The sequence below is a fragment of the Bradyrhizobium genosp. SA-3 genome, from assembly GCF_004212635.1.
Taxonomy (GTDB): domain Bacteria; phylum Pseudomonadota; class Alphaproteobacteria; order Rhizobiales; family Xanthobacteraceae; genus Bradyrhizobium.
On the sequence record NZ_PSRT01000048.1, the window covers coordinates 43,423 to 56,785 of the forward strand.

Here is a 13,363-nt window from a genome sequence, read left to right on the forward strand (position 1 = left end):
GCCAGCGACTGGGCGCATTTGCTTTCATGTCCACCTACCGCCTGAAGAATCTGCTGTCACCGCGTTCGGTCGCGCTGGTCGGCGCGAGTGCCCGCCCGGTCTCGGTGGGACGCGCCGTCCTGGAGAACATCCGCAGCGCTGAATTCAAGGGAGAGTTTGGCCTCGTCAATCTGCGCCACGCTGAGATCGGCGGCATCGCCGCGGTGAAGAGTCTGGACAGGTTGGACTTCGTCCCCGAGCTCGTGGTCATCACCGCGCCGGCGCGGGAGGTTCCCGGCATCATCGACCAGGCCGGACGGCGCGGCTCGGCGGGCGCGCTGATCGTCTCGGCCGGGCTCGGCCACGGACCGGGATCCCTGCACGAGGCTGCAATCGCCGCGGCCCGCAAATACGGCATGCGGCTGATCGGCCCGAACTGTCTCGGAATCATGATGCCCGCCGTGAGCCTCAATGCCAGCTTCGCCGCGCACATGCCAGGCGCGGGAAATCTCGCGCTGATCTCGCAATCGGGCGCGATCGCGGCCGGCATGGTCGATTGGGCGGCGCAGCGCGGCGTCGGCTTCTCCGGCATCGTCTCGATCGGCGACCAGATCGACGTCGACCTTGCCGATCTGCTCGACTATTTCGCGATGGACCACAAGACCCGCGCGATCCTGCTCTATATCGAGGCGATCAAGGATGCTCGCAAGTTCATGTCGGCGGCGCGCGCCGCCGCACGCGTGAAGCCGGTCGTCGTGGTGAAGTCCGGCCGGATGGCGCAGGGGGCGAAGGCCGCTGCCACGCATACCGGGGCGCTTGCCGGCGCTGACGCCGTCTATGACGCGGCGTTCCGCCGCGCGGGTGTGCTGCGGGTCTCCGATCTGCGCGAGCTGTTCGATTGCGCCGAGACGCTCGGCCGCGTCGAATCGCCGGCAGGAAAGCGCCTTGCCATCCTGACCAATGGCGGTGGCATCGGGGTCCTCGCCATCGATCGATTGGTCGAGCTTGGCGGAATTCCGGCATCGATCTCGGCGGACGCGCGCAAGAAACTCGATATCGTGCTGCCGCCGACCTGGTCCGGTGCAAATCCCGTCGACATCGTGGGCGACGCCGACGCCGCGCGCTACGCCGCGGCACTGGAGGTGCTGCTCGCCGATCCCGACAATGACGCCGTGCTTGTCCTCAACGTGCAGACGGCGATCGCTTCGGCGGCCGACATCGCCACGACGGTGACGGAGCTCGTCGGAAAATACCGTGAGCAGCACCGTCGGTGGGCAAAGCCCGTCCTTGCCGCCTGGGTCGGAGCCGACCAGAACATCATTCAGACGCTCTCCGGCGCGGGCATTCCGAACTACCCGACCGAGGATGATGCCGTGCGCGGCTTCATGCATCTGGTCCGGCACCGCGAAGTGGTGGAGGAGCTGAGCCAGGTTCCGCCCGCGATGCCCGATACGTTTGTGCCGGACGCCAAGGCGGCGAGGCAGATCGTCACTGCCGCTATCGCAGACGGCCGTCAATGGCTCGAGCCTGTCGAGATCAAGCACCTGCTCGAAGCCTACGACATTACGATGGTGCCGACCTATGCCGCAACCGATATCGAGCAGGCGGTGGCCTATGCGAACGACATGTTCGCGAAAGGCGCCACCGTCGTGCTGAAGATCATGTCGCGTGACATCGTCCACAAATCAGATGTCGGCGGTGTCGTCCTCAATCTGACCACGCCGGATGCGGTGCGCGCGGCTGCCACCGACATTCTCGACCGGGCGAGGAAGCTGCGACCCGAAGCCCGCATCGGCGGTGTCATCGTCCAAGCGATGGTGGTCAAGGCGAAGGCGCGCGAGCTGATCCTCGGTCTCGCCGATGATCCCACCTTCGGCGCCGTCGTCGTCTTCGGCCGGGGCGGGACGGCCGTGGAGATCATCAATGATAAGGCGCTTGCGCTGCCGCCGCTCGACCTGCAACTCGCCCGCGACCTGATCGACCGCACGCGCGTGTCACGGCTGCTTCGCGCCTACCGGGACGTGCCGGCAGTGAAGCCGGATGCGGTCGCCATGGTGCTGGTCAAGCTGGCGCAGATGGCCGCTGACATTCCCGAAATCCGCGAATTCGACATCAACCCGCTGCTCGCGGACGAAACCGGCGTGACCGCGGTCGATGCCCGCGTCGCCGTGGGGCCGCCGCAGCGAAAGTTCGCCGGCTCCGGCCCGGCCAATTTCGCCGTTCGGGCCTATCCGTCACAATGGGAGCGCCGCCTCAAGCTCAAGGACGACTGGCGGATCTTCGTGCGGCCCATGCGCCCCGAGGACGAGCCGACCATCCACGAATTCCTTCGTCACGTCACGCCGCACGACCTCCGCCTGCGCTTCTTCGCGCCGATGAAGGAGTTCACCCACGAGTTCATCGCGCGCCTGACCCAGCTCGATTATGCACGCGCGATGGCCTTCATCGCATTCGACCAGGAGACCGGCGAGATGGTCGGCGTCGTCCGGCTCCATTCGGATTCGATCTACGAGAGCGGCGAATATGCCATTCTGCTGCGGTCCGATCTCAAGGGCAGGGGACTCGGATGGGCCCTGATGCAGCTGATCATCGACTACGCGAAGTCGGAAGGGTTGAAGACCATATCGGGCGACGTGCTCCAGGAGAACATAGTGATGCTCGAGATGTGCCGGCAGCTCGGCTTCGAGGTCAAGCCGGATCCCGCCGAGCCTGATATCTGCGACGTCAGGCTGAAACTCTGAGCGCGCGCTTTAGGAGTGCGCTTCAGCCGACGTTGCGGTGGATTTCTTGGCCGTCGTTCGCAAATTCTTGACGATGATCGCAATCAGCGGCACCAGCACCGGCACGACGGTGCTGAGCGGATGATGCACGGCGCCTGACACCTGGGCCTGGAGCGCGCGCGCCTCGAGCTGAAGGGCTTCGATGGATGCGTCATGAATTTCGTTCGCAAGTTCGATGTCACGCCCTGACGGAGCGCGGCCGGCGACCATGAACAGAGCGGCCGCGATGGCGAAGTTGACGGCGCCGAGGATGGCGGCTGCGGCAATCGCACTCCAGATCTGCACCAGCGCGAAATAGGCCGAGAGCTCCAGCATCAGGAGTCCGAAGGCCGCGATTAGCGCCAAGGCGCGAAGGCCAAGCCCCATCAACAGATGGCGCAGCCTGATGTCCGCGATGATCCGATCGGTGCGCCACAGCACGCGCAGATGTTTGACGACATTCTCGGTATTCACCTAATGCGTCCTCAGCATGAAGCCGACTAGCACGCCGAGCGCGAAGGCGAGCGATGTGATCGGCCGATCCGCAATGAGGCCCTGAAGCTGCTCCTGCTCTTCGTCGACGGTCTCGCCGAGCTCGGTGAGCGCAGCCTTGATCCGATCGGCCAGCGCCTCGGCCCGATCTTTCGAACTGTCGTAGATCTCCTCGCCGGCGGTGTTCAAAAGGCGCGTGACGTCAACCTTCAGCGCTCGCAGTTCGTCGCTCATCTTGTCGCTGTCGAACATGGATTTGATATCCCCATTGATCGCCAGCGAACCTAGGATCCGCGGGCGCAACGATGCTTGATATGTGTCAAGGAGGTGCGATGTTGTCCTGGTCTTGAGACAGGTCAACCCGGCCGCCACATGCTGGCCTAGAAATCCCGGCTGAATGGGCGCCAATCGTCCCGATGAGGTGGAAGCGTGAACCCCGAACCGCTATTGCTGGCGACGCCGTCCGGCGATGTGCTGAAATTGCGCCCGGAAGGGCCGTGGACCGCAGCGAATGTGGTGACGCTCGAAACGCTGTCCCGGTCGGTCGGGGCGGATGTCGATCGGTCCAGAGCCGTGACCCTGGACATGTCGGGCGTCAGCGCGCTCGACACGCTCGGAGCCTGGGTCCTGGAGAAGCTCTCGCGCCGGGCTGCATCATCCGGCAGATCGGCTGAATTCGTCGGTGTCGCCGATCAGTTCAGCGGGCTGATGGACGAGGTGCGCCAGGTCAACCGCGACACGCCGGCGCCGGCGGCTGCGTCAAATCCGCTCCTGCTCAGGCTCGGCGATCTCGGCAAGGCCACGATCGGTGCGCGGGAAGACGTCGCGATCTTCCTCCAGATGCTCGGCGCGTTGTTCGTGGCCCTGGTCGGTGTGCTGCGCCGGCCAAGATCGCTGCGGCTGACCTCGCTGGTCTATCAGCTCTACCGCATCGGATGGCAGGCGATCCCCATCATCGTGCTGATCACCTTCCTGATCGGCGCCATCATCGCCCAGCAGGGATTCTTTCATTTCCGCAGGTTCGGCGCGGAGTCCTACACCGTGGACATGGTCGGCATCCTGGTGCTGCGCGAGCTCGGCGTGCTGATCGTCGCCATCATGGTCGCCGGACGGTCGGGAAGCGCCTATACCGCCGAGCTCGGCTCGATGAAGATGCGCGAGGAGATCGACGCACTCTCGACCATGGGCCTCGACCCCGTCGACGTCCTGATCCTGCCGCGGATTGCCGCGCTCGTCATCGCGCTGCCGATGCTCGCCTTCATCGGATCGATTGCCGCGCTCTATGGCGGCGGGCTGGTGGCGCAGTTCTACGGCGACATGGGACCGGCGATCTACATCGCACGGCTGCACGACGCCATTTCCATCACCCATTTCGAGGTGGGGATCCTCAAGGCGCCGTTCATGGCGCTGGTGATCGGGATCGTCGCCTGCAGCGAAGGATTGCGCGTGAAGGGCAGCGCCGAGTCGCTCGGACGGCAGACCACGACGTCGGTGGTGAAGTCGATCTTCCTGGTGATCGTGCTCGACGGCCTGTTCGCGATCTTCTTCGCCTCGATCGGAATGTGACGATGGGAGACCCACAGCAGGAGTTCGCGATCCGCGTCCGCGACCTCGTGGTCGGCTTCGGCCGCCAGACCGTGCTCGACCATCTGTCGCTCGACGTCCGCCGCGGTGAGATCCTCGGGTTGGTCGGTGCGTCCGGCGGTGGCAAGTCGGTGCTGATGCGCACCATCATCGGCCTCATCCCGCGCCGAAGCGGGACCATCGAAGTCATGGGACAGCCCATCGGCGGCCGCGCTCAAGGTGCGGCCACGACTTGGGGCATCCTGTTCCAGCAGGGCGCGCTGTTCTCATCGCTGACGGTGAGACAGAACGTCCAGTTTCCGCTGCGGGAAAATCTCGTCCTGTCGCAGGAGCTGATGGACGAGATCGCGATTGCCAAGCTCGAAATGGTCGGGCTGCGGGCGCAGGATGCGGACAAATTTCCGGCGGAGCTGTCGGGTGGCATGACCAAGCGCGTGGCGCTGGCGCGCGCGCTCGCGCTCGATCCGCCGATCCTGTTCTTGGACGAGCCGACCTCCGGCCTCGACCCGATCGCCGCCGGCGATTTCGACGCGCTGATCAAGACGCTGCAAAAGACCCTGGGCCTCACCGTGTTCATGGTCACCCACGACCTTGCAAGCCTCACCACGGTCTGCGACCGCGTCGCCGCCCTCGCCGACGGCAGGATCGTCGCGATCGGCCCGATGCGCGAATTGCTGCAATCCGAGCATCCCTGGGTGCGGGCCTATTTCCACGGCAAGCGCTCGCAGATGCTGCAACACGAAATGAGATGACACATGGAAACCCGCGCTTCCTACGTGCTGATCGGCACCTTCGTGCTGGCTGCGATCCTTGCGGTGTTCGGCTTCGTCTATTGGCTGAACAACACCGGCGGTATCGGGCCGCGCACGAACTACCACGTGCAATTTCAGGGACCGGTGCCCGGCCTGCTGGTCGGCGCCGGCGTGCTGTTCAACGGCATCCGCGTCGGTGAGGTGACCCAGCTGGGGCTCGCGCCGGATAACCCGCGCTTCGTCAATGCGACGATCTCGGTGGCCGCGGCGACGCCAGTGCGTGCCGACACCAAGGTCGGGCTCGATTTCCAGGGCTTGACCGGCGTGCCGGTGGTGACGCTGGAGGGCGGCATGATCGTCGCCAAGTCGGGCGCCAAGTCCGATGTCAAGTCCGATGTCAAGTCCGATGCCAGGTCCGATGCCAAGTCCGGCGAGACGCTGACCCTGATTGCCGAGGCCGGCGCAGGCCAGAGCATGACGCAGGCGGCGCGCGATGCGCTGCGGCGGGTCGACACCGTGCTGGAGGACAATTCCGGCCCGCTGAAGGACACCATCGCCAATTTCAAGACGTTCTCCGACGGGCTCGCGCGCAACACCGGCAAGATCGACGGCATTCTGGCGGGCCTCGAGAAGATGACCGGTGGCGGAGCGCCCGCGCAGAAGGTCACCTACGACCTGCGCACGCCTAAGAATCTGGGACCGGCCGGCAAGACGCTGTCTGCGTCACTGGCCATTCCCGAGCCGACCGCGGTCGCGATGCTCCAGACCCAGCGCATGCTGTTCTCGCCGGTCGGGGACAATCCAGGCTTTGCCGATTTCCTCTGGGCCGACAGCATTCCAAAACTGGTGCAGGCACGCCTGATCGACAGTTTCGAGAATTACGACATTGCCCACGCGCCGCTACGCACGACCGATCTCGGTCAGGCGGACTACCAGCTCCTGATCGACATCAGACGCTTTCGGATCGCGACGGACGGTGAGGCGAAAGTCGAGATCGGACTGTCGGCGCGGATCGTCGACAAGAACGGCAAGGTGATTGCTTCGCGCCTCGTTGAGACCAGCGAGAAGCTCGACAAGGTCGAGCCGGCCGCTTCAGTCGCAGCGTTCGATGCCGCCTTTGCCCGGATCGCAAAGGAGCTGATCGGCTGGACCGTGCAGGCGGTGTGATGCCTGCTATTCCAGAGTCTTCAGGTAGGACAGGAGGTCGTGGATCTGGTCCGGATTGAGCTCGAAGGCGGGCATGTCGGCATGGCCGGTGTAGATACCTTCGGCCAGTGCCTCACCAAGGGTCTCGATCGGATAACGCCGATGCAGATTGCGCAGCGCTGGCGCGCTCTTGAGCGGACTTTCGGAGACACGGTCGATCGCATGGCAGCGAGCGCAATTTGCCCGTGCAAAGGCCTTGCCGCGCTGCTCGGCGGTCGTGGCGGCTTGCGCAGGCGTGATCAGGAGCAGCCCAATCAGGCCGTGACGCAGCGCGCTTTGCAGCATGGAAAGTGATCCCCGTCGTACTCTGGAAGGACAGAATAGAGCTGGGACCTCGGTCAAAATTGATCTGAGTCAATCGGCTTTGTCACAGCGCAGTAAAATGCAGGTGCGTGGCAACTCGGCCTGGGGGCAGAGCTGGGCCGACGCTTGGAGCGGTGGATGAAGCCTTCCGTGGTCACGATTGAGCCGAACGGGCATTTCTGCAGCGATTGTGCCGTACGCGCATCGGCGGTTTGCTCGTCACTGGATGCAGCCGAACTCAGGGAATTCGAACATCTGGGGCGCCGTGTCCATTTTGGCTCAGGCGAGACCGTGTTTTCCGAAGAGGACATCACGACCTCGTTCTACAATGTTATCGAAGGCGTCATGCGGCTGTACAAGCTGCTGCCCGACGGTCGGCGGCAGATCGTGGGCTTTGCCTTGCCGGGCGATTTCCTGGGAATGAACATCTCCGGCCGCCACAATTTTTCGGCCGACGCGATCGGCGCGGTGACCGTGTGCCAGTTCGCCAAAGTACCTTTCGGCCGTTTCATCGAGAGCCGGCCGCAGCTGCTCAGGCGGATCAACGAGCTGGCCATTCGCGAGCTGAGCCAGGCACGCGACCACATGGTCCTGCTCGGCCGCCGCTCGGCTGACGAGAAGGTCGCAACGTTTCTGCTCGGCTGGCGCCAGCGTCTGTTGGCGCTCGGGGGATCGCTGGACACCGTTCCGCTGCCGATGAGCCGGCAGGACATCGCCGACTATCTCGGCCTGACCATCGAAACCGTCAGCCGCACCTTCACCAAGCTGGAGCGTCACGGCGCAATCGAAATCCTTCATGGCGGTATCAGCCTGCGCGACCCTGCGCGCGTCGAGGCCCTGGCCGCGGCCTGACATTCTGTCGGCAACACTCACCGGTTTTGATCCCGATCAATGACGCCGGCCATTCGCCGCAAAATAGTGCCTCAGACAATCCGGGAGAAGCATGATGCCCGCTGACGCATTGCTGGTGACTGTCGTCGTCGTCGCGATCTTCGTCGCTTTCGCCGCAGCTCTGGCCTGGGCGGACCGGCAAACCAGCGCAAAGCCGCTCGATCCTAATTCTGGGCGCTGAAGCTCCTGAGATCATCCTCCGATCCGACGCGCCGACCGCCGATGCTCGCCCGGCCAGTCTCGGCCGTTCGGCAGCGCCTCAACGCAATCGCGACTTGCGCAATCTGCAACTCTGCATCGAGCCAAATGCATCGGCGCATCCTTCGGATGTCGCCTTCCGCCTAACCACGGCGTTTTCAGGGCATTTGCCTAAAACGGCGCCCGTGCTTTCCGGTTGAAAAGCCTGATAACGTTGACTACGCAGGAACCCCAATGCCTCGCAGTCTTAGGAGCCCAGCGGCGTGCCTCAGGACAAGACCGGCGACCCCCGACAGTCAGCGGGCAACAAACTATCGGTGCTGCGCAAGCACCCGATCTTCGCGGATCTGGAGCCGGAGGCGCTCGATCAGCTCTGCCGCTATGCCAAGCACGCCACCGTGAAGCGCGGTGCGACGATCGCCGCCAAGGGCGATCCCGGCAACAATCTATTCGCGGTGGTCACGGGGACGGTGAAGATCTCCTCTTCGTCGCCGGATGGGCGGAATGCCATTCTCAATCTGATCGGTCCCGGAGAAATTTTTGGCGAGATCGCGGTGCTCGACGGCGCGCCCAGGTCGGCCGACGCCACCGCGAACACCAATTGTGAGCTCTACATCATCGATCGCCGGGACTTCCTGCCATTCGTGAAGAGCCAGCCGGCGCTGGCGATGAAATTCATCGAGCTGCTCTGCGCGCGCCTGCGCTGGACCAGCCAGCAGGTCGAGCAGGTGATCCTCCAGAATCTGCCGGGTCGGCTCGCCAGCGCGCTGCTCGGTCTCACCGAGGAGCGCAAGCTCGACTCCGGCAGCGGCACGCTCGCCATCACCCAGCAGGAGATCAGCGAGATGGTGGGGATGACGCGCGAGAGCATCAACAAGCAATTGCGCGCCTGGGCCGGCCGCAACTGGGTTCGTCTCGAGCACGGCGCCATCGTCGTGCTGGATACCGATGCGCTGCGCGAACTCGCGGAGAGCGGCCTCGCCGGCGAGTGACGCCGTCCGCCTAAAGCGGAATGGCCTTAGGTTGAATCGATTGCCGCGGGCTCGGTGCAACCTCTCCCGCAAGCGGGAGAGGGAGTGCACCTCCGTTGTAGCGATCGCTGATCTCATCACGCTCTAGCTATCGATGATGGCGACCGCGCGCGTCCAGCCCGCGGAGGCGCGTTCGATCTTGACCGGAAAGCATGAGACCGTGAATCCGGTCGAGGGCAATTGATCGAGATTGTGCAGCTTCTCGAGATGGCAATAGCCGATGTGCCGTCCCGCCTTGTGGCCTTCCCAGATCAGGCCGGCATCCCTTGTTTCGGCGTATCTCTTCGCGGTGTAGACGAACGGCGCGTCCCAGCTCCAGCCATCGGTGCCGGTCAGGCGGACGCCGCGTTCGAGCAGGTACATGGTGGCTTCATAGCCCATGCCGCAGCCGGAATTGACGTAGTCGGCCTGGCCGAATTTCGCGCCGGCGCTGGTGTTGACGACGACGATCTCCAGCGGCGACAGCGTATGTCCGATGCGTTTCAGCTCCTTCTCGACATCGCCGGCGCTCGCCACGTAGCCGTCGGGCAGATGCCGGAAGTCGAGCTTCACGCCGGGTTGAAAGCACCATTCCAGCGGCACCTCGTCGATCGTCCATGACCGTTCGCCGCGGTTCATGGTCGGATGGAAGTGCCAGGGCGCATCGAGATGCGTCCCGTTGTGGGTCGACAGCGAGACCTGCTCGACGGCCCAGCCCTGGCCGTCCGGCAAATCCTGCGCCTTGAGGCCGTCGAAGAACTGCAGCATGCGCGGCAGGCCCTGCTGGTGATCGATGTATTGGATCGTCGGATGGTTGCCGGGCGGATCGGACGTCACGTCATTTCGGAGCGGCACTGAGATATCGATCAGCTTCCGCGGCATGGGCATTCCCTCGAGATGGTCCGCTGTTTCGAACATGTTGAGGTGGCTCCGCGGGTGGCGTCAAGTCACGTGCCGGCGACGTCGAGCCAGCCCGCCGTACCCCACCCTAATGCGAATTGCGCCAGAAATTGATCGATGCAACTCTTGCATTGATCAATGCTGGATTTGGCTTGGACTCAGAATGCCGCCCGCCCTAGGGACGACATTGGCGCTTGACTTCACACCGGAAGTGGGGCGACCCAAGGCGGCCTGCAGCCGGCCCGACAACGACATAATCAACCCAGTCGACCAGGAGGAAAGCCCAGATGAAGACACTCACCGGTATCATCACAGCCGTTGCACTGGCGGTCTCAGCGCCCCTGGCGACCGCACGCGATTTCCGCTCCGCCGACGTCCACCCCGCCGATTATCCGACCGTCGAGGCCGTCAAGTTCATGGGCAAGCAGCTCGCGGCGGCGAGCGGCGGCAAGCTCGGCGTTAAGGTGTTTCCCAACGGAGCCCTGGGATCCGAGAAGGACACCATCGAGCAGCTCAAGATCGGCGCGCTCGACATGATGCGGATCAACGCATCGCCGCTGAACAACTTCGTGCCGGAAACCATCGCGTTGTGCCTGCCTTTCGTCTTCCGGGATACGCAGCACATGCGCACCGTCCTCGACGGGCCCATCGGCGATGAGATCCTGGCGGCGATGGAGCCCGCGGGATTGGTCGGCCTTGCCTATTACGACAGCGGCGCCCGGTCCATCTACACCGTCAAGGCACCGGTCAAGTCGCTCGCCGACCTCAAGGGCCTGAAGATCCGCGTCCAGCAATCCGACCTGTGGGTCGGCATGATCCAGAGCCTCGGGGCCAACCCGACGCCGATGCCCTATGGCGAGGTCTATACCGCGCTCAAGACCGGCCTCGTGGACGCTGCCGAGAACAACTGGCCGTCCTACGAGTCCTCGCGCCATTTCGAGGCCGCCAAGTTCTACAACGTCACCGAGCACTCGCTGGCGCCCGAAGTTCTCGTGATGTCGAAGAAGGTCTGGGACACGCTGAGCAAGGAGGATCAGGCGATGATCCGCAAGGCGGCCAAGGAATCGGTGCCCGTCATGCGCAAGCTCTGGGATGAGCGCGAGCAGGCCGCCCGCAAGACCGTCGAGGCCGCCGGCGTTCAGGTCGTGACCATCGCCAACAAGGCGGAGTTCGTCGACGCGATGAAGCCGGTGTACACGAAGTTCGCCGGTGACGAGAAGCTCCAGAGCCTCGTCAAGCGCATCCAGGACACGAAGTAAACATAGCGGTGTCGGGTCCGGAGTCGCCAGTTGCGGCACCGGACCCTCGCGAGGGAGGCGCGGGATGACAGACCCACACGTCGCAAGCCACGAGCACGAGGCGGTCACTGGTCGCCCGTCCACCGGATTGCTGTCGCGGATCAATGCTCCCGTCGCGCGCGCGGGCATGTATCTGTCCGTGGCCGGCCTGCTCGTCATCGTCGTCATCGTGTTCTACCAGGTGTTCGGACGTTACGTGCTCAATTCCAGCCCGACCTGGACGGAAAACCTCGCGCTGGTCCTGATCCTGTATGTCACCTTGATCGGCGCCGCCGTCGGCGTGCGCGATGCCGGACACATCGGGATGGACAGTCTCTTGGTGATGCTTCCGGATCACATGCGGGAGAAGGTCGAGCTCGTGATCCACGTCCTGGTGGCCGTGTTCGGCATTGCGATGGCCTACAATGGCTGGATCCTCGGGGCGTCGGTCGGAACGGTGAAGATCCCCAATCTCGGCCTGCCTGAGGTGATCCGCTACGTGCCGCTGATCGCCTCCGGCATCCTGATCATCTCTTTTTCAATCGAGCACATCATTGCTCTCTCGCGCGGCGAAGAGGTCGTCCCCTCATGGAACTGATCATCCTCGGCGCCACCTTCTTCGGCTTCCTGATCCTCGGTGTCCCGGTCGCGTTCGCGATCGGCCTCTCGGCAATCTGCACCATCCTCTACGAAGGCCTGCCGGTCGCCGTCATCTTCCAGCAGATGATGTCGGGGATGAACATCTTCTCGTTCCTCGCCATCCCGTTCTTCGTCTTCAGCGGTGAGCTGATGCTGCATGGCGGCGTCGCCGACAAGATCGTGCAGCTCGCCAAGAATCTCGTCGGGCACATCCGCGGCGGGCTCGGCATGTCGAACGTGGTCGCCTGCACCCTGTTCGGCGGCGTCTCCGGCTCGCCCGTCGCCGACGTGTCGGCGATGGGCGCGGTGATGATCCCGATGATGAAGAAGGAGGGTTTCGACACCGACTACGCCGTCAACGTCACCACCCATGCCTCGCTGGTCGGAGCCTTGATGCCGACCAGTCACAACATGATCATCTATGCCCTTGCCGCGGGCGGCAAGGTCTCGATCGGCGCGCTGATCGCCGCCGGCCTCTTACCGGCGCTCGTGCTGATGGTCTGCATGCTGGTCGCTGCTTACGCGGTCGCGGTGAAGCGCGGCTATCCGGCCGGCAAGTTTCCGGGCTGGGCCGAGGTTTTCCGCTCGCTCGCGGCCGCGCTGCCGGGCCTTCTGATCGTCGGCATCATCCTGGCGGGCATCCTGTCCGGCGTCTTCACGGCAACCGAATCCGCAGCGGTCGCGGTTACCTACACGATCCTGCTGACCTTCTTCATCTACCGCACCATGACCTGGGGCAACTTCCTGCGCGCCGCCGCCAAGGCGGTGAAGACGACGGGCGTGGTGCTGCTGCTGATCGGCGTCTCCACCATGTTCCAGTATCTGATGGGGCTTTACGAGGTGGCCGATCTTGCCGGCGAGATGATGAGCAAGGTCTCCACGCAGCCCTGGATGATCTTCCTGCTCATCAACGTCATCCTGTTCGTGCTCGGCACGTTCATGGACATGGCCGCGACCATCCTGATCTGCACCCCGATCTTCCTGCCGATCGCGATGAAGGCGGGCATGGATCCGGTGCAGTTCGGCATGCTGATGCTGATCAATTGCGCCCTGGGGCTGAACACGCCGCCGGTCGGAACGACGCAATTCGTGGGCTGCGCCATCGGCGGCATCTCGGTCGGCGCGGTGATGCGCACCATCCTGCCGTTCTATGCCGCGCTGATCGCAGCACTGATGTTCGTGACCTATGTCCCTGCATTCTCGCTGTGGCTGCCGCGCCTGCTGATGGGCTACAAGGGCTAGCAGCACCAGGGAGAAGCCATCAGTGACGGACTATCGCAAGCTCTTCGATCTCACCGGCAAGACCGCGGTCGTCCTCGGCGCCGCATCCGGCATCGGCAAGTCGTCGGCCGAGGCGCTGGCCGCGCTGGGCG

Annotated in this window: 14 protein-coding genes and 1 pseudogene; 11 read left to right on the plus strand and 4 right to left on the minus strand. The window is 64.1% G+C overall.

The features are described 5' to 3' along the window. Nucleotides 1-26 precede the first annotated feature (26 nt). Nucleotides 27-2,720, plus strand: a complete 2,694-nt coding sequence (locus CWO91_RS18500; protein WP_130215063.1) for a bifunctional acetate--CoA ligase family protein/GNAT family N-acetyltransferase — start codon at nt 27-29, stop codon at nt 2,718-2,720. Between the two features lie 9 nt (nt 2,721-2,729). Here the strand turns inward: CWO91_RS18500 and CWO91_RS18505 are convergent, their stop codons facing one another. After that, nucleotides 2,730-3,212: a phage holin family protein gene (locus CWO91_RS18505; RefSeq protein WP_130215065.1), complete on the minus strand. Its 483-nt coding sequence runs from the start codon at nt 3,210-3,212 to the stop codon at nt 2,730-2,732. Then, nucleotides 3,213-3,482 (minus strand): hypothetical protein, encoded by a 270-nt coding sequence (locus CWO91_RS18510; RefSeq protein WP_130215067.1) that lies wholly within the window; start codon nt 3,480-3,482, stop codon nt 3,213-3,215. It lies immediately after the preceding gene. Nucleotides 3,483-3,659: 177 nt separating this feature from the next. Here CWO91_RS18510 and CWO91_RS18515 point away from each other — a divergent pair, with 177 nt between their 5' ends. Genes CWO91_RS18515 through CWO91_RS18525 form a run of 3 tightly spaced genes read left to right on the plus strand, consistent with a single transcriptional unit; the run spans nt 3,660 to nt 6,733 of the window. Then, on the plus strand, nt 3,660-4,796 hold the full coding sequence (locus CWO91_RS18515; protein WP_130215069.1) for an ABC transporter permease: 1,137 nt from the start codon (nt 3,660-3,662) through the stop codon (nt 4,794-4,796). Between the two features lie 2 nt (nt 4,797-4,798). Then, the gene (locus CWO91_RS18520) at nt 4,799-5,566 is read left to right on the plus strand and encodes an ABC transporter ATP-binding protein (protein WP_165405531.1); all 768 of its coding nucleotides are present in this window, start codon (nt 4,799-4,801) and stop codon (nt 5,564-5,566) included. Nucleotides 5,567-5,569: 3 nt separating this feature from the next. Continuing rightward, nucleotides 5,570-6,733, plus strand: coding sequence for an ABC-type transport auxiliary lipoprotein family protein (locus tag CWO91_RS18525; RefSeq protein ID WP_130215073.1), 1,164 nt, complete (start codon nt 5,570-5,572; stop codon nt 6,731-6,733). Between the two features lie 6 nt (nt 6,734-6,739). Here the strand turns inward: CWO91_RS18525 and CWO91_RS18530 are convergent, their stop codons facing one another. Then, on the minus strand, nt 6,740-7,057 hold the full coding sequence (locus CWO91_RS18530) for a c-type cytochrome (protein WP_130215075.1): 318 nt from the start codon (nt 7,055-7,057) through the stop codon (nt 6,740-6,742). Between the two features lie 156 nt (nt 7,058-7,213). On the opposite strand from CWO91_RS18530, the gene CWO91_RS18535 reads away from it, so the two are divergent. From CWO91_RS18535 to CWO91_RS18540, 3 genes are all read left to right on the plus strand, one after another. Then, the gene (locus CWO91_RS18535; RefSeq protein ID WP_130215077.1) at nt 7,214-7,927 is read left to right on the plus strand and encodes a helix-turn-helix domain-containing protein; all 714 of its coding nucleotides are present in this window, start codon (nt 7,214-7,216) and stop codon (nt 7,925-7,927) included. Between the two features lie 91 nt (nt 7,928-8,018). After that, on the plus strand, nt 8,019-8,147 hold the full coding sequence (locus CWO91_RS45015; RefSeq protein ID WP_283810977.1) for a hypothetical protein: 129 nt from the start codon (nt 8,019-8,021) through the stop codon (nt 8,145-8,147). A gap of 280 nt (nt 8,148-8,427) precedes the next feature. After that, nucleotides 8,428-9,156: a Crp/Fnr family transcriptional regulator gene (locus tag CWO91_RS18540; protein ID WP_130215079.1), complete on the plus strand. Its 729-nt coding sequence runs from the start codon at nt 8,428-8,430 to the stop codon at nt 9,154-9,156. 123 nt (nt 9,157-9,279) lie between these two features. Here the strand turns inward: CWO91_RS18540 and CWO91_RS18545 are convergent, their stop codons facing one another. Next, on the minus strand, nt 9,280-10,056 hold the full coding sequence (locus tag CWO91_RS18545) for a cyclase family protein (protein WP_130215097.1): 777 nt from the start codon (nt 10,054-10,056) through the stop codon (nt 9,280-9,282). A 305-nt stretch (nt 10,057-10,361) separates the two neighbouring features. Here CWO91_RS18545 and CWO91_RS18550 point away from each other — a divergent pair, with 305 nt between their 5' ends. The 4 genes and pseudogenes from CWO91_RS18550 to CWO91_RS44340 form a co-directional block, all read left to right on the plus strand. Beyond that, nucleotides 10,362-11,333, plus strand: coding sequence for a TRAP transporter substrate-binding protein (locus tag CWO91_RS18550; protein WP_130215081.1), 972 nt, complete (start codon nt 10,362-10,364; stop codon nt 11,331-11,333). A gap of 64 nt (nt 11,334-11,397) precedes the next feature. Further along, the gene (locus CWO91_RS18555) at nt 11,398-11,949 is read left to right on the plus strand and encodes a TRAP transporter small permease (RefSeq protein WP_130215083.1); all 552 of its coding nucleotides are present in this window, start codon (nt 11,398-11,400) and stop codon (nt 11,947-11,949) included. Next, on the plus strand, nt 11,940-13,232 hold the full coding sequence (locus tag CWO91_RS18560) for a TRAP transporter large permease (RefSeq protein WP_091890032.1): 1,293 nt from the start codon (nt 11,940-11,942) through the stop codon (nt 13,230-13,232). Before CWO91_RS18555 ends, CWO91_RS18560 begins: the two co-directional genes overlap by 10 nt. Nucleotides 13,233-13,254: 22 nt before the next feature. Then, nucleotides 13,255-13,363: pseudogene (locus CWO91_RS44340) on the plus strand (3-oxoacyl-ACP reductase); the annotation flags it as partial.